Annotated in this window: 13 protein-coding genes and 1 riboswitch; of the genes, 3 read left to right on the top strand and 10 right to left on the bottom strand. The window is 72.5% G+C overall.

The features are described 5' to 3' along the window. Positions 1-3 precede the first annotated feature (3 nt). Together ACFQ9Z_RS10030 and ACFQ9Z_RS10025 are read right to left on the bottom strand one after the other, a co-directional pair. Positions 4-1,437 carry a polysaccharide pyruvyl transferase family protein gene (locus tag ACFQ9Z_RS10030; RefSeq protein ID WP_383014463.1) on the bottom strand — a complete coding sequence of 478 codons (1,434 nt, stop codon included), beginning with the start codon at positions 1,435-1,437 and terminating at the stop codon, positions 4-6. Positions 1,438-1,519: 82 nt separating this feature from the next. Beyond that, a complete protein-coding gene (locus ACFQ9Z_RS10025; protein ID WP_383013709.1) occupies positions 1,520-2,713 on the bottom strand; it encodes an MBL fold metallo-hydrolase in 1,194 nt (397 codons plus the stop codon). Between the two features lie 178 nt (positions 2,714-2,891). Here ACFQ9Z_RS10025 and ACFQ9Z_RS10020 point away from each other — a divergent pair, with 178 nt between their 5' ends. Together ACFQ9Z_RS10020 and ACFQ9Z_RS10015 are read left to right on the top strand one after the other, a co-directional pair. Next, positions 2,892-4,073, top strand: a complete 1,182-nt coding sequence (locus tag ACFQ9Z_RS10020) for a Glu/Leu/Phe/Val dehydrogenase dimerization domain-containing protein (RefSeq protein ID WP_383013706.1) — start codon at positions 2,892-2,894, stop codon at positions 4,071-4,073. 63 nt (positions 4,074-4,136) lie between these two features. Continuing rightward, entirely contained in the window at positions 4,137-4,757 is a 621-nt protein-coding gene (locus tag ACFQ9Z_RS10015) for a TetR/AcrR family transcriptional regulator (protein WP_383013703.1), read from the top strand. Between the two features lie 174 nt (positions 4,758-4,931). On the opposite strand, the gene ACFQ9Z_RS10010 is transcribed toward ACFQ9Z_RS10015, so the two are convergent. From ACFQ9Z_RS10010 to ACFQ9Z_RS10000, 3 genes are all read right to left on the bottom strand, one after another. Continuing rightward, positions 4,932-5,717, bottom strand: a complete 786-nt coding sequence (locus ACFQ9Z_RS10010; protein ID WP_383014460.1) for an SGNH/GDSL hydrolase family protein — start codon at positions 5,715-5,717, stop codon at positions 4,932-4,934. Between the two features lie 252 nt (positions 5,718-5,969). Further along, positions 5,970-6,953, bottom strand: a complete 984-nt coding sequence (locus tag ACFQ9Z_RS10005; RefSeq protein WP_383013699.1) for a peptidoglycan DD-metalloendopeptidase family protein — start codon at positions 6,951-6,953, stop codon at positions 5,970-5,972. A gap of 4 nt (positions 6,954-6,957) precedes the next feature. Continuing rightward, positions 6,958-7,151: riboswitch (cyclic di-AMP (ydaO/yuaA leader) on the bottom strand. Positions 7,152-7,421: 270 nt separating this feature from the next. Beyond that, complete coding sequence (locus ACFQ9Z_RS10000; protein WP_383013696.1) at positions 7,422-9,518, bottom strand: alpha-galactosidase; 2,097 nt, start codon at positions 9,516-9,518, stop codon at positions 7,422-7,424. A 171-nt stretch (positions 9,519-9,689) separates the two neighbouring features. Here ACFQ9Z_RS10000 and ACFQ9Z_RS09995 point away from each other — a divergent pair, with 171 nt between their 5' ends. Further along, positions 9,690-10,487, top strand: coding sequence for a tyrosine-protein phosphatase (locus ACFQ9Z_RS09995; protein ID WP_383013693.1), 798 nt, complete (start codon positions 9,690-9,692; stop codon positions 10,485-10,487). Positions 10,488-10,493: 6 nt separating this feature from the next. On the opposite strand, the gene ACFQ9Z_RS09990 is transcribed toward ACFQ9Z_RS09995, so the two are convergent. The 5 genes from ACFQ9Z_RS09990 to ispG form a co-directional block, all read right to left on the bottom strand. Beyond that, entirely contained in the window at positions 10,494-10,616 is a 123-nt protein-coding gene (locus ACFQ9Z_RS09990) for a DUF6126 family protein (RefSeq protein WP_190019420.1), read from the bottom strand. Then, entirely contained in the window at positions 10,613-11,236 is a 624-nt protein-coding gene (locus tag ACFQ9Z_RS09985) for a helix-turn-helix domain-containing protein (RefSeq protein WP_383013689.1), read from the bottom strand. Before ACFQ9Z_RS09985 ends, ACFQ9Z_RS09990 begins: the two co-directional genes overlap by 4 nt. A 74-nt stretch (positions 11,237-11,310) precedes the next feature. Beyond that, complete coding sequence (locus tag ACFQ9Z_RS09980; RefSeq protein WP_383013686.1) at positions 11,311-12,696, bottom strand: aspartate aminotransferase family protein; 1,386 nt, start codon at positions 12,694-12,696, stop codon at positions 11,311-11,313. Next, a complete protein-coding gene (gene dxs, locus ACFQ9Z_RS09975) occupies positions 12,693-14,648 on the bottom strand; it encodes a 1-deoxy-D-xylulose-5-phosphate synthase (RefSeq protein WP_383013683.1) in 1,956 nt (651 codons plus the stop codon). Before dxs ends, ACFQ9Z_RS09980 begins: the two co-directional genes overlap by 4 nt. 35 nt (positions 14,649-14,683) lie before the next feature. Beyond that, positions 14,684-15,817, bottom strand: coding sequence for a flavodoxin-dependent (E)-4-hydroxy-3-methylbut-2-enyl-diphosphate synthase (gene ispG, locus ACFQ9Z_RS09970; RefSeq protein ID WP_383013680.1), 1,134 nt, complete (start codon positions 15,815-15,817; stop codon positions 14,684-14,686). Between the last annotated feature and the right edge of the window lie 4 nt (positions 15,818-15,821).

The following is a 15,821-nucleotide window of genomic DNA, read 5'->3' as shown; positions in this document are numbered from 1 at the left end:
CCGTCACTTCGGCCTGAGCCGCTTGACGAGACGCCGCGCCTTGGTGGGCAGCCGCCTCTTCGCCTGGGCCTCCAGGGCCCGCAGCCGCTTCTCGCTGGACTCTCGCTGCGCGGCGAGCGCGGCTTCGAGTTTCCTGATGTGGCCGGCCTGGGCGGCGGCCTTCTTCTCGGCCCTGGCGGCCTGGCGCGCTATCGCCTTGTTCTGCTCCCGGAGCATGGTGATGCGGAACAGCAGGTCGTCCACGCTCTCGGCCTCGGAGCGGCGGAACGGACTCGGGAATTCCGCGGCCCGCACCCGGCGGTCGTATTCGGCTCCGCCGTCCCCGTGCTCGTAGGTGTTCCGCAGGCCGTTTCTTGTCATGAAGTCGAGCAGCCGCTGGAATCCCTCGGCATAGTCGGCGTTGAAAGCCGTGTAATCGGCCTCGGCATAGAGGCGGGCGACGTCGGCGTCGGCGTCCAGGTCGGTGATGACCCGGTGCGGGATGTGGTGGTAGCGGGACAGTTCGAGCGTCCGCGAGTCGTGGGCGAGGACGAACGCCGGGGTGCCGGCCACCAGGGCGGCGATATTGCCGTGGATGCGCGTTCCGAGGGCGAAGTCGTACCGGGCCAGGGCGTCCATCCAGCTGTGCGGCTCCAGCGGGACGCACACGTCGGCGGAGCGTATCAGCGGGTGCGAGCTGAGGTCGGGCATCGGCGTGGGCTGCCGGGCGGCGACGGCGGTGTCACCCCAGTAGAGCGTCTGGAGGTCGCGCCCCTCCTGGGCGAAGTAGGTGAGCCCGGGGTGCTGCTTGAGGATGGAGTCGTTGATGGCGGAGGCGAGTTCGGCGTTGGCCAGCCGCAGCGCGGTGGACAGGGCGATCCGGGCCCCCTCGGGCAGCGCCTGCCCGCCCGGGTGCTCCATCCGGAAGCCGGGGCCGCGGAAGTAGACCGAGGGGCATCCGATGACGTCGACGTCACGGAAGCCGAGTTCGCCGAGGTAGCGCTGGGTGAACTCGCCCCGCACGCCGATGGACGCCGAACGGTCGAGCACCGCCCCGACGAACCGCTTGACGGCCTCGTCGACGGGTTTCAGGAATGCGGTGTCGTAATCGAGCTTCGCCTGTGCGCCGACTCCGAACACGACCACCGGCACCTTCAGCTTGCCGATGAGGTCCGCGAGGATGTGCATGTGCGGAATGAACTTCGATTTGAAGGCATTGGCCATCGGTAGTACGAAGACGTCGCATTCGTCGTTGATCCGGTCCGCGTCCGCGACCGTCAGTTCGGCGAAGTGCGTCGTGTCGACCCGTATCTCCGCGTCCGGCACGGACATGTGCCGGTAGGCGGCATTCGTGTACATCAGATTGCCGACGTTGCCCCGAATGCTGTTGCGCACCAAGGTGCTTTCGACCGAGGGCACACTGAAGGGGTCGTTGCCCGCCTGCATGAGAATGCGCATCACAGGCCGAGATCGTAGTCCGCGGCACCCTTTTACGGAATCCTTGCACATCCTTTTCTTCGGCGTGGCAGGCGGTCCTGCCTCACCGCTCGCCGGCCAGGTCGACCTCGGCCCGGTCCAGCTCCGCCGCGGCCCGCGGCTCCTGGGGCCGGCGCCGGAGGTGGGCGACGGGTGCGGAGGCGAATCGCCACCAGGCCTCGGCGGGGAGCTTCCCGGCGGCTTCGAAGGGCTCGCCCGGCCGGGGCAGGGCCACCGCCTGGCCGGCCTCCTCGGCGGCCTCCTTGGTCCAGTCGCCGGGTTCGGCCCACGGGTGCGGGGCGAGGTTGAAGGTGCCCCAGTGGATCGGGAGCAGCACGCCGTGCGGAGCGCCGCCCTGCAGGTCGAGATGGGCGCGCACGCCTTCCTCGGGGGTCATGTGGATGTCGGGCCAGAACTCGCTGTACGCGCCGATCTGGATCATCGTGACGTCGAACGGGCCGTGGGCGGCGCCGATCTCCCGGAAGCCCTCGAAGTAGCCGGTGTCACCGCTGTGGTAGACCCGGTGCTCCTCGCCGGCGACGGCCCAGGACGCCCACAGGGTGTGCTGGGTGTTGCGCAGGCCGCGGCCGCAGAAGTGGCGGGCCGGGGTGGCGGTCAGGGTGAGACCGCCGATCTCGGTCGACTCGTGCCAGTCGAGTTCGCGCAGCCGCTCGGCCGCGACGCCCCAGCGCTCCAGGTGCGCGCCGACGCCCAGCGGCACGGCGAACAGGGTGTCCGTGCCGGCCAGCGCCTTGATCGTGGGCATGTCCAGATGGTCGTAGTGGTCGTGCGAGACGACCACCACGTCGACCGGGCCCAGCGCGGCCAGCGGCAGCGGCACCGGGTGCAGCCGCCTGGGCCCGGCGAAGGGGAACGGCGAGCAGCGCTCGCCCCAGACCGGGTCGAACAGGACGCGGTGACCGTCCATCTCCACGAGCACGCTGGAGTGGCCGAGCCAGGTCACCCGCAGCCCGGTCGTGGGCGGCTTGGCCAGGTCGGCGAGGGTGGTGGCGTGCACCGGGACGGTGCCGGCCGGGGAGCGCAGGGGCCGGGTGTCCTTGTCGAGGAAGACCTTGGCGAGGTCGAGCGGCGAGCCGGAGGGCCGGGTGCGGGCGGTGCCGCCCGGGTTCTGGAAGACGCCGTTCCTGAAATGCGGGGAACGGCGGATCCGGGCGAGGCGCTCACCGCTCGGCTGCGCGCCGAAGGCCTCGGGCCGCAGTGCGCCGAGCCCGGACCTCTTGGAACGCCGACCGGTCACGGTTACCTCCAGTGGAGTCGCTGAGGTCCTCCATTATGGACGGCCCCACCGACAGCGCGGCCCCGCCCCCGCCCGGCCCGACGCACCGCGGCCGTCCCGGTCCGCACGGCGCTTTGACAGGGGAGCGGCGGCTGCGAATACTGACTCGCCGTTCAGTAACCGTCACCCGGGAGCCCCCATGACCGCCGCACCTCACCTGTCGCTCGTGTGGACCGACCACGTCACCGGACGCCAGGGCTTCCTGGTCGTCGACCGACTGGTCCGGGGGGTGGCCAGCGGCGGGCTGCGCATGCGCCCCGGCTGCACGCTGGAGGAGGTCACCGGACTCGCGCGCGGCATGACGATGAAGGAGGCGCTGCACTACGACCCCCGGGCCCGCTACGTCCCCCTCGGCGGCGCCAAGGGCGGCATCGACTGCGATCCGCGGGACCCGGCGGCCTACGGGCTGCTCGTGCGCTACCTGCGCGCCGTGCGGCCCTACGTCGAGAGCTGCTGGACCACCGGCGAGGACCTGGGCCTCAGCCAGGACCTGGTGGACCGGGCCGCCGCCGAGGCGGGCCTGGTCTCCACCGTCCAGGCGGTGTTCCCGCTGCTGGACGACGAGCCGGCGGCCCGGGCCCGGCTCGCGGACGCCTTCGCGGTGCGGGTCGACGGCATCGGCCTGGACGAGCTGGTGGGCGGTTGCGGGGTGGCCGAATCGGTGCTGACGGCCCTGGACCGGGCCTCGGTGCCGTACCGGGGCACCCGGGTGGCCGTGCAGGGGCTGGGCACGATGGGCGGGGCCACGGCGCGTTTCCTCGCGCGCGCGGGTCTGACGGTGGTGGCGGTGGCCGACGTCAAGGGCACCGTCGCCAATCCGGACGGCCTCGACGTGGAGGCGCTGCTGGCGGCGCGGGACGCGTACGGCACGCTCGACCGCTCGGTGCTGCGCCCGGGCGACCGCGAACTGCCCGCCGGCGCCTGGCTCTCGGCGGACGCCGAGGTGCTGGTGCCGGCGGCGGTGTCGTACGCGGTCGACGCCGCCGGGCAGGAGCGGGTCACCGCCCGCTGGATCGCCGAGGCCGCCAACATGCCCGTACTGCCGGAGGCGGAGCGGCTGCTGGCCGAGCGCGGGGTGACGGTGCTGCCGGACGTGGTGGTCAACTCCGCAACCAACGCCTGGTGGTGGTGGACGCTGTTCGGCGACATAGGCCCGGACGCCGAAGAGGCGTTCGCCCACGTCCGCCGCTCGATGCGCGCGCTGACCGGGCTGGTGCTGGACCGCGCGCGGGCCGACGGGACGACTCCGCGCGCCGCCGCCCACGCCCTGGCGGCGGGCCGCCTGCCGGTGATCGCGGACCGCTTCGGCCTGGACCGCTGACGCCCGCCGGGCGGGGACCGGCGGGTCTGGGGCGGTGTCCCCCGGACGGTCTAAGGTGACCGCGTGGCGAGAGTGCGGTTGAGCGTGGCCGAGCGGCGGGAGGAGATGCTGCGGGCGGCCATCGGGCAGATCGAGGCGCGGGGCGTGGCGGCGGTCAGGATCGCCGACGTGGCCGCGGCGCTCGGGGTGAGCAACGCGCTGGTGCTCTATCACTTCTCGACGAAGGAGAAGCTGGTCGCCGCCGCCTTCGCCTACGCGGCCGAGGAGGACCTGACGCGGCTGCGGGCGCTGCTGGGCCGGCGGACCTCCGCGTTGCGCCGGCTGCGCGCCGCCGTGCGCTGGTACGCGCCCACGGGCCAGGCCAAGGGCTGGCGGCTGTGGATCGAGGGCTGGGCGGTGTCGCTGCGCGAGCCGGCCCTGCGGGCGGTCACCCGGGACCTCGACCAGCGCTGGAAGGCGGCGATCGCCGAAGTCGTCGCCGAGGGCGTGGCGGCGGGCGAGTTCACCTGCCCCGACCCCGCGAGCACCGCACTGCGGCTGACCGCCCTGCTCGACGGCCTGGCCGTACAGCTCACGTCCTACCCGGGCGCGGTGGCGCGCACCCGCGCCCAGGAGTGGGTGGACGACGCCCTGGCCCGTGAGCTGGGCCTGCGGCCGGGCGAACTGACCACCCGCGGACGCTGAGCCGGCCGGCCCGCGCGGAACCCCGGGCCGGGCGCCCTTCCGGGCCACCGCCCGGAAGCATCGCGCCGGCCTGACGCCGGGGAACGGGGTCGCGGGCCGGGTCCCGCCCGAGGCGCGGGCGTGCCCCGTGCCGGCACGGGGCCGGCACGGGTGCGGGCGCGCCGTGGACCGGGGTCAGGCGACCGCGGCGATGCGCGTCTTGATGTCGTCCGGCGACAGGGCGCCCTTCGCCGTGATGTGGTCCCCGGAGGACTGGCCGCGCAGCCGGCGTCCGATCCACGGGACGAGGTACTCGCGGGCCCAGTGGACGTCGTCCCGGCGGATCTCCAGGGTGCCCCGGGGCGGGAGCGGGGGCCAGGCCTGCTCCGGGTCGGCCGGGATCTCCAGGCCGAGGACCTGCCCGGCCCGCAGCGCCACGCGCGTGTGCCCCTCGGGCGAGAGGTGGAGCCGGTCGTTGTCCCAGGCCCTGCGGTCCTGGACGGACTTCAGGGACCACAGGTCCAGCACCGGGCAGCCGTACCGGTCGGCGATGGCGCGGACGTGCCCGTTGTAGGTGGCGATCTTGCCGCGCAGGTGCTTGAGCACCGGCACGCCCCGGGTGTCGAAGCCGGTCGTCACCATCACCGTGCCCGCGGCCGCCGCGAGGCGGGCGACGGCCCGCTCGAAGCGCTCGGCCACCTCGTCGGGGTCGGTGCCGGGCCGGATGATGTCGTTGCCGCCCGCGCAGAAGGAGACCAGGTCCGGAGCCAGTTCGACCGCCTGCGGGAGCTGGTGCTCGATGATCTGGTCGAGGAGCTTCCCGCGGACCGCTAGGTTGGTGTAGTTGAAGTCGCCCTCGGGGCGCCGGTCGGCGAGCAGGACCGCGAACCGGTCGGCCCAGCCCACGAACGCCCCGTCGGGCCCGGGGTCGCCGACGCCCTCGGTGAAGCTGTCCCCCACCGCCACGTACGACCCGATCACTGATGTGTTGTCACTCTTCGAATCGTCTGCCACGTCGGACCATGATTCACCTTCGGATGTGACCTACGCGACCGTAGGCAGGGGTTGACTAACGGTGAGATGAGACACCCGTAAAGAATTTGCCAACCCAGGAATAGAGCCGCTACGCGGACCGTCCGGGCACACCGGAGGCCGGACCCGGGGATCGGGGGTCCGGCCTTCGGAGGCGTGTCGGGCGGGTGGTGGTGCGTCGCGCGCCCCTGACGGGAGCGACTAGAGGGCGACGCCGTGCGAGCGCAGGTAGGCGACCGGGTCCACGTCCGAGCCGTAGTCCGGCGTGGTGCGGATCTCGAAGTGCAGGTGCGGTCCGGTCACGTTGCCGGTCGCGCCGGACAGGCCGACCTGCTGACCGGCGGTCACCGTCTGACCGGCCGACACCGAGAGCCGGGAGAGGTGGGCGTACTGGGCGTAGTAGCCGTCGTTCAGCTTGACGACGACCTGGTTGCCGTACGCGCCGCCCCAGCCGGCGGAGACGACGGTGCCGGCCCCGACGGCCTTGAGGGAGGTGCCGGTGGGGACGACGAAGTCGACGCCGGTGTGGTAGCCGCTGGACCACATGCTGCCCGCCACGTGGTAGCCGGTGCCGACGGTGGGGACCGTGACCGGCAGGGTGTAGCCGCCGGCCGGGGCGGCGGCCGGCACGGCCTCGGCCGTCCGGGCCGCGGGGGACGCCTGGGTGGCCGGGGCGGCCTTCGCCGGGGCCACCGCCCGGGCGTCCGACGGCCGCGCGGACCGCGCGGTGTCCGAGGATGCGGCGTTCGAGGTGGCGGTGTCGGAGGAGGCGGTGTCGGAGGAGGCGGAGGTCCCGGTGCGGGCCGGGGCTGCGGCCTTCTTGCCGAGCGACAGCTTCAGACCCGGGTGGATCAGCGCCGGATCCTCGCCGACGGCCTGCCGGTTGTCCGCGTAGAGCCGCTGCCAGCCGCCGCTCACACGCTGCTCGTCGGCGATCCGCGCGAGGCAGTCGCCGGACTTCACCGTGTAGGTGCGGGCACCGGCGTCCCGTTGGACGGCCGCCGTGCTCTGCACGGTCTTCACCGGCCGCACGGCCGCCCCGGTGACGGGCTGGGCGGTGGCGGCGTGCGCTCCGGCGGCCCCCAGCAGGGGCAGGGCCAGGGCGGCGCCGCCGGTTCCGGCGACGGCGATGGACCGGGTGAAACGCCGGGTCCTGGGACGGCGGTGCTTACCCTTCGCGGGCATGGCGCATTCCTCTCCGGCGCCTGCGGGGTGAGCTGTCGGGTTCGGGCTGGAGTTGCCCTGCCGCGCGATGCGCGGCTGCACCCCGAGCCTGTCGCGGAGACCGGGACAGGCGGTCGTGCCTGGTGGGTCCCCCGCTCCTGCCGATCACGGGTCATGTGTGGGGTTCCGGGCGGCGGCAGGATTCGGCGTTCCGTCCGGATCGGTGGTGAACGTAAGCGAGCTGGTGACAGGGAGACAAGCGGCCGATTCCCGGCTTTCGGGCACCAGAAGATCGAAAAGGGGGATTCGCGGTCACCGTGTGTGCATTCCGGGCCGCGCGGCTTCCTCAAGTCCCCGGCCGCTCATGGGGATCAGGTGGACATGATGAACAGCGGACGGTCACGCCTATGACGCTGCTCACACGCTCCCCCACCAGGTCCCCTCATCTCAGGACAAGTTGGAGTGAAGAATCGAACCTGGTCAGAAGGATCATATGCGGCGCAGGCGGATGACCGTCGCGTCCAGGTCGCCGCGCAGGCCGGTCCGCACCCCGTGGTGCAGCAGCACGGCACCTCGGTGCACTTCGCCCGTTTCACGGCATTCGTACGACGCCGCCGGGTCTAGTCCGCGCAGCCGCACGCGCGGTACCGGCTCGCCGTAGCTCTGCGCCTGGAGGCAGGCCAGGACCACCGTCTCGTCCCCCAGCAGGTACTGGACGGCGCTCAGGCCTCCCGCCGGGGGCCGCAGCCGGTACAGGTCGCCGCGCTGGACGAGCGGCCGGATCTCTTTGTAGAGGGCCACCCACTCACGGGCCTCGGCCAGCTCACCGTCGGTCCACTCGGTGAGGTCGCCCCCGACCCCGAGCACGCCCGCCATGGCGCTGACGAACCGGAAGCGCAATGAACTCGACCTGCCGTTGAGCTGGGTGTTGGGACTGTCGGTGACCCAGGCCGCCATCACGCGCGCGGGATGGATCTGGCTGAAACCGTGCTGGATGGCGAGCCGGTCGAGCGGGTCGGTGTTGTCGGAGGTCCACACCTGGTCCGTGCGGCTCAGCACCCCGAGGTCGATCCGCCCGCCGCCGCCCGAGCAGGACTCGAAGGCGACCCCGGGGTGGGCGGCGCGCAACCGGTCCAGCAGGGCGTACAGCGCGCGGACGTGGTCGACCCAAAGGCGCTGCGGGTACGGCTCCCCCGGCCACCCGGCGTCGGTGAAGCAGCGGTTGAAGTCCCACTTCACGTAGTCGATCGGGGCGCCGGACAGCAGGCCGTCCAGCCGCTCCCACAGGTACTCCTGGACGTCCTCGCGGGCGAGGTTGAGGACGAGCTGGTTGCGCAGTTCGGTCCGCCTGCGGCCCGGCTGGTACTGGACCCAGTCGGGGTGGGCGCGGTACAGGTCGCTGTCCGGGTTGACCATCTCCGGCTCGACCCAGACGCCGAACCTCATGCCGAGGCCGTGCACCTGGTCGGCCAGGGGCTTGAGGCCGTGCGGGAAGCGGTCCGGGTTCGGGGCCCAGTCACCGAGGCCCGCCCGGTCGCTGGTGCGGGCGCCGAACCAGCCGTCGTCGACGACGAACAGCTCGACGCCGATGCCGGCCGCCCGCCGGGCGAGCGCCGCCTGCTGCTCCTCGGAGATGTCGAAGAACGTCGCCTCCCAGGAGTTGAACAGCACCGGCCGGTCCCGCCCGGCGTCCGGGATCACGTGCGCGCGCTGGTAGGCGTGCCAGGTCCGGCTGGCCCCGCCGAAGCCGCCGTCGCTCCACAGGCCCGCGAAGACGGGGGTGGTGTACGACTCCCCCGGCTCCAGGAGCAGCAGGCCCGAGTCGTCGTGGCCGGCGCCGCCGGTGATCTGCACGCGCGCGTCCGGGAGTTGCGCGACCGCGATCCGCCAGGAGCCCGACCAGCCGAGCGCGCAGCCGTAGACCTCGCCGCGCTCCTCGGTGGCGTCGGTGTCGAGGGCGACCCAGGGCAGGTGCTGGTGGCCGGTGTGGCCGCGGCGGCTGCCGATGACCTTCTCGCCGTGGGTGAGCGGCGCGCGGGTGAGCAGGGACTCGGCGGCCCAGCGGCCGTGGAGCTGGGACAGCCGCCAGCCGTCGCGGTCGGGCAGGGTCCAGGTGGCGGCGTCGGCGCGCAGCAGTTCCACGCGCGCGTGCCCGCGGTTGTCCAGGGTGACCCAGCGCTCCACGACGTCGCCGCGCATCCGGTGGTGCAGGGTGATCGCCAGTCCGTCGTCGTCGAAGCGCAGCCGCAGCTCCGCGCCCTCGGCGCCGCCTTCCGGGCCGTCCGCCACCTCGTAGGACACGAAGTGCCACTCGGTGCCGCGCCGCTCGCCGGTGCGCACGGACAGGGCGGGACGGACGAAGCGGGGGCCGCCCTCGACGGGGTACTCCTCGCGGCCGTCGAGCGGGGACTCGAAGGGCCGGTAGCCGGGCAGCGGGCTCCGGGCCAGGGCCTCGGCGTCGGCGAGCGCGATGCGCGGGCCCCAGTGGAGGTGGAGCAGTTCGTCCGCCTCCGTCAGGTGCAGCGCGTAGCCGCTGGTGGGCCCGGTCAGGAGCCAGGTGCGACCGTTCTCGGCGATGTCCACCATCGAGACCTCACAGGTGCCAACAGATCCGCTCAGGTGCGCACATCATCGGGGCCCGTGCGCTCGGCTGGCAACGCCTGTGGACAACTCGTTGCCCGAGGTGACGGTGTCGTATCGTCGTCGCAGCGCCCGCCGGCGAACCGAGCCGGCGGGGTCCGACCGGGAGGAGCCCCCGTGACGCAGCAGGTCCCGTCGACCGAGCCCGAGCTGGCCGGCGTGCGCAACTTCCGCGACGTGGGCGGAATGCCGACCGTGGACGGCCGGCGGGTGCGCCGGGGGGTGCTGTTCCGCAGCGGCCACCTCGCGCACGCGACGGAGGAGGACGCCGCCTACCTCGGCTCCCTGGGCCTGCGCACGGTGTTCGACTTCCGCAACGCGGCCGACCACAGGCTGGAGGGCCCGGACGTCGACCTGCCGGGCGTGCGGAACGTCAACCTGCCGCTGAGCGACCCGGCGGACGGCGCCGAGTTCTGGAAGATGGTCCGCGACGGCGACCTCGACCAGTTGCGCGACATCCTCGCGGACGGCAAGGCCGCCGCCCGGATGGTCGCCTCGTACCGGACGATCGTCACCGAGCGCACCGCCGAGCACTCCCGGGTGCTGCACTCGCTGGCCGAGGACAGCGTCCCCGCGCTGATGCACTGCGCCGCCGGCAAGGACCGGGCGGGCATCTCGGTAGCGGTCACCCTGCTCGCGGTGGGCGTGGAGCGGGACGCGATCGTGGCCGACTACCTGGAGTCCAACGCCAAGCACCGCCGCTACAAGGTGCGCCGCAACGGCAGCCCCGACACCGCCTACACCCCTGAGGTGATGGAGCTGCTCAGCCCGCTGTTCGACGCTCGGGAGGAGTACCTGCAGGCGGCGTTCGCGAGCATCGACGCGACGTGGGGCGGGGTCGAGGCCTACTTCGAGCAGGGCCTGGGGCTCACCGAGAGGACGCGTGAGCGGCTGCGGGAGCGCCTGCTCGACTGACCTCCGTCAGCTCTTGGCGCCCACCGCGAACAGCAGGTAGAGGAACGCGGCGAACAGGTGGCCCACGGCGATGTAGATGATCAGCCGGATCCACAGGGATCGGGGGAACTTCTCCTCGAAGTCGCTCATGGCAGTTCTCCAGTCGAGGGGCCCAGGCACAGCGCGGCCGTGGGGCTCTGCAGCAGGGTGTGGACGAACAGCAGCTCCACGCCGTCCTGGTCCTCGGCGGCCAGACGGTGCGGGGTGAGGGAGTCGAAGTGCGCGCTGTCGCCGGGGGCCAGCAGATGCGCGGTGTCGCCGAGGCGCAGTCTGAGACGCCCCTTGAGGACGTGCAGCCACTCCTCGCCGGGATGGACGCGCACGATGTCGTCCTGGGCGCCGTGGGGCACCCGGACGCGCAGCGCCTGCATGCCCCGTCCGGAAGCGCCGGCCTGGTAGTAGGTCCAGCCGCCGGCCCGGGTGGGCTCCATGTCGGCGGCGCGCACGATGGCGTCCCGGTCGGCGACCCGCTCGCCCAGCAGTTCGGAGACGGTCGTACCGTAGGTACGGGCGAGCGCGAGCAGCATCGGCAGCGAGGGCTGGCGCCCGCCGGTCTCCAGCCGGGAGAGGTGGGCGGGCGAGAGCCCGGCGGAGCGGGCCGCCGCCTCCAGGGTGAGGCCGGCGCGCCGCCGCAGCTCGCGCAGCTGCGGCGCCACGGCGGGCAGGTCGCCGCCCGCGCCCGCCGGCGGCGGGACTTCTGAGGCGTTCATGCCTCCATTGAGCCGCAGATTTGCCTCTGCGGCAAATTTCTTGCCTCAGAGGCAAATCCGTTCGGCGTGCGTCTCTATCGGTTGCCCACCGCCTGCCTGATCAGCGTCTTCCCGAAGTCCCACATGAGGCCGCCGCCGCTGTGCGCGTCGTCCATGACGGCGGTGAAGGCGGTGACGAACCGGTCCACGTCGCCCTCGTCGATGATCAGCGGCGGGATGAGCTTGATCACCTCGAGGTGGTCGCCGGAGACCTGCGTGAGGATGTGGTGGCGCTGCAGCAGCGGGACGACCACCATCTGCGCGAACAGGCCCTTGCGGGCGGCCTGCAGCATGGTCCAGCGGCCGCGCAGCTTCAGCGAGGAGGGCCGCCCGAACTCGATGCCGATCATCAGGCCCCGGCCGCGCACGTCCGCGAGCAGCTCGTAGCGGTCGATCAGCGCGGTGAGCCGTGACCTCAGCAGCTCACCGGTCGTGCGCACCCCGGCGACGATCTGCTCGTTCTCCATCACCGAGAGCACGGCGAGCCCGGCGGCCATGGCCTGGGCATTGGCGCCGAAGCTGGCCGAGTGGACCAGGACGCGGTCCATGGACGAGTAGACCTTCTTGAAGATCCACTCCTTGCCCAGGGTGGCGCCGACCGGCACGTAGCCGCCGGACAGCGCCTTGGCCACGCACACCAGGTCGGGCTCCACGCCCTCCTCGTGCTGGTAGGCGTAGAAGTCGCCGGTGCGGCCGAGGCCGGTCTGCACCTCGTCGACGATCAGCAGCGCCTTGTGCCGGTGCAGCAGTTCCTGGGCCGCGCGCAGATAGCCGGGCGGCGCCTCGTGCACGCCCTTGCCCTGGATGGGCTCGACGATCAGGGCGGCCACGTCGCCCTTTTTCAGCTCCCGGGCGAGGGCGTCGAGGTCGCCGAGGGGTACGGCGGTGTCGGGCAGCAGCGGGGCGAAGCCGTCGCGGAAGCCGTCCTCGCCGTTGACCGACAGGGAGCCGGTGGTCAGGCCGTGGAAGGCGTGGTCGCAGTACAGGACCCTGGGCCTGCCGGTGGCGTACCGGGCGAACTTCAGGGCGGTCTCCACCGCCTCCGTTCCGCTGTTGCCGAAGAACACCCGGTCCAGGTGCGGGCTGTGGGCCAGCAGCCGCTCGGCGAGCAGGCCCGGCAGCGGCTGGCAGTCGAAACGGGTGAGGTCGGCGAGGCCCAGGTCCAGGACCTCGTGCAGTGCCTTGCGGACGACCGGGTGGTGGCGGCCGAGGCCCATCACGCCGAACCCGGCGAGCATGTCCAGGTAGTCGGTGCCGTCCGCGTCGAAGAAGTGGGCGCCCTCGGCCCGTTCGTAGACGCGGTCGAAGCCGATGGTGTGCAGCATGCGCGGGAGCTGCGGGTTGAGGTGCTTGGTGTGCAGCTCGTAGCGTTCGGCTCCGCGCTCGGCGAGGAGGGCGCCGAGGTCGAACTCCGTGCTCATTCACTCTCCTTGGCTGCGCCGTCGACGGACGCGACGGCCGGGCCCTGTTGCGGAAGTCCAGTCGTCCGCCTGGCGGGGACGTTCGCGGCAGCGCCCAGGCTCGCGCTGACGCGCCCGGCGATCTCCACGGGCGTGAGGCCGATGTCGGCCAGCACCTCGCCGCGTTTGGCGTGCGCGAGGAACTGCTCCGGGATGCCGAACCGCCGTACCGGCACGTCCACGTCCGCGTCGCCGAGAGCGAGGGCCACGGCCGAACCGACTCCGGCCGCACGGCTGTTGTCCTCCACGACGGCGACCAGGCGGTGTCCGGCGGCGAGGCCCGGCAGGGCGGGGTCGACGGGTTTGACCCAGCGGGGGTCCACCACCGTGCAGCCCACGCCCCGGGCGGCGAGCAGTTCGGCCGCCTGGAGGCACACGGGCGCCATCACGCCGACCGCCACCAGCAGCACCTCGGGGTGCTCGTCGCGGTGCAGGACGTCCATGCCGCCCACCTGGCCGACGGCCGGTACGTCCGGGCCGGCCGACTCCTTGGGGAAGCGGACCAGGGTGGGCGCGTCGTCCACGGCGACGGCCTCGCGCAGTTGGGCGCGCAGCTGCCCGGCGTCGCGCGGGGCGGCGATCCGCAGCCCGGGCACGACCTGGAGGACGGACATGTCCCACATGCCGTTGTGGGAAGCCCCGTCCACTCCGGTGACGCCGGCCCGGTCCAGCACGAAGGTGACCCCGCAGCGGTGCAGGGCCACGTCCATCAGCAGCTGGTCGAAGGCGCGGTTGAGGAAGGTGGCGTAGACGGCGACGACGGGGTGGAGTCCGCCGGTCGCGAGCCCGGCCGCCGAGACCGCCGCGTGCTGCTCGGCGATGCCGACGTCCCACACCCGGTCGGGGAACCGCTCGGCGAAGGGACCGAGGCCCACCGGGTGCAGCATGGCCGCCGTGATCGCGACGACGTCCTCGCGTTCCTCGCCGATGCGCACGATCTCGTCGCCGAACACCGAGGTCCAGGACGGCCCGCCGGCCGGGGAGAGCGGCGCGCAGGTGAGCGGGTCCATCACGCCGACGGTGTGGAAGCGGTCCTCCTCGTGGGCGAGGGCGGGTTCGTAGCCGCGGCCCTTCTCCGTGAGGCAGTGGACCACGACCGGTCCGTGGAAGCGTTTGGCACGGCGCAGCGCCGACTCGACGGCACCTATGTCGTGCCCGTCGATCGGGCCGACGTACTTCAGACCCAGGTCCTCGAACATGCCCTGCGGGGCGAAGGCGTCCTTGAAGCCCTTCTTCGCGCCGTGCAGGGACTCGTAGATCGTGTTGCCCACCACCGGGGTGCGCAGCAGCACCTCCTTGCCCCACGCGAGGGCCTTCTCGTACCCGTCGGTGGTGCGCAGGGTGGCCAGGTGGTTGGCGAGGCCCCCGATGGTCGGGGCGTAGGAGCGCTCGTTGTCGTTGACGACGACGATCAGTGGCCGGTCCCTGGCGGCCGCGATGTTGTTCAGCGCCTCCCAGGCCATGCCGCCGGTCAGCGCGCCGTCGCCGATGACGGCGACCACGTGGCCCCGCTCCCCCAGCACCTGGTTGGCCTTGGCGAGGCCGTCGGCCCAGCCCAGCGCGGTGGAGGCATGGCTGTTCTCGATGACGTCGTGCTCGGACTCCTCGCGGGAGGGGTAGCCGGACAGGCCGCCCTTGCCGCGCAGCTTGGAGAAGTCCTGACGTCCCGTCAGCAGCTTGTGCACGTAGCTCTGGTGGCCGGTGTCCCACAGGATGCGGTCGACCGGCGACTCGAAGACCCGGTGGAGCGCGATGGAGAGTTCCACCACCCCCAGGTTGGGCCCGAGGTGACCACCGGTCCTGGCCACCGCGTGAACCAGGAACTCGCGTATCTCCTCGGACAGTTTGCCGAGTTCCGCCTCGGACAGCGCTTTCAGGTCGCGTGGTCGCCGGATGGTCTCCAGGATCGTCACGCTGGGCCCCCTCTCGGTCCGTGCCGTGCCTTGCCTCAACTCAACCCGTCCGCGGCGCTCGTCCCCTCGGCGAGCTTCATGGCCTCCTCGATGAGGGTCTCCACGATCTTCGACTCGGGAACGGTCTTGATGACCTCGCCCTTGACGAAGATCTGGCCCTTGCCGTTGCCGGAGGCGACGCCCAGGTCCGCCTCGCGGGCCTCGCCCGGACCGTTGACCACGCACCCCATCACCGCGACCCTGAGCGGCACCTCCATGCCGTCCAGTCCCGCGGTGACCTCCTCCGCCAGCTTGTACACGTCGACCTGGGCACGGCCGCAGGACGGGCAGGAGACGATCTCCAGCCGCCGCTGCCGCAGCCCCAGCGACTCCAGGATCTGGATGCCGACCTTGACCTCCTCGGCGGGCGGGGCCGAGAGGGAGACGCGGATGGTGTCGCCGATGCCCTGGGAGAGCAGGGCGCCGAAGGCGACGGCCGACTTGATGGTGCCCTGGAAGGCGGGGCCGGCCTCGGTCACGCCGAGGTGGAGCGGGTAGTCGCAGGCCTCGGCGAGTTGGCGGTAGGCCTCGATCATGACGACCGGGTCGTTGTGCTTGACCGAGATCTTGATCTCGCGGAAGTCGTGCTCCTCGAAGAGGGACGCCTCCCACAGCGCGGACTCGACCAGCGCCTCCGGGGTCGCCTTGCCGTACTTCTGCAGCAGCCGCCGGTCCAGGGAGCCCGCGTTGACGCCGATCCGGATCGGGGTGCCGTGGTCCTTGGCGGCCCGCGCGATCTCCTTGACCTTGTCGTCGAACTGCTTGATGTTGCCGGGGTTGACGCGGACGGCGGCGCAGCCGGCCTCGATGGCGGCGAAGACGTACTTGGGCTGGAAGTGGATGTCCGCGATGACCGGGATCTGCGACTTGCGGGCGATGGTCGCGAGGGCGTCCGCGTCGTCCTGCGTGGGACAGGCGACACGGACGATCTGGCAGCCGGACGCGGTCAGCTCGGCGATCTGCTGCAGGGTGGCGCCGATGTCCGACGTGCGGGTCGTCGTCATCGACTGCACCGAGACCGGGGCTCCGCCCCCGACCGCGACCGGCCCGACGTGGATCCGCCGCGACAGACGCCGCGGCGCGACCGGGCGGGCCGGTACCTCGGGGACGCCCAGGGGGACGGCGGTCACGGCG

The sequence above is a fragment of the Streptomyces sp. NPDC056580 genome (assembly GCF_042793175.1).
GTDB lineage: Bacteria > Actinomycetota > Actinomycetes > Streptomycetales > Streptomycetaceae > Streptomyces.
Note: the sequence above shows the minus strand (reverse complement) of the source record. Positions and strands in the feature narration are given on the sequence as shown.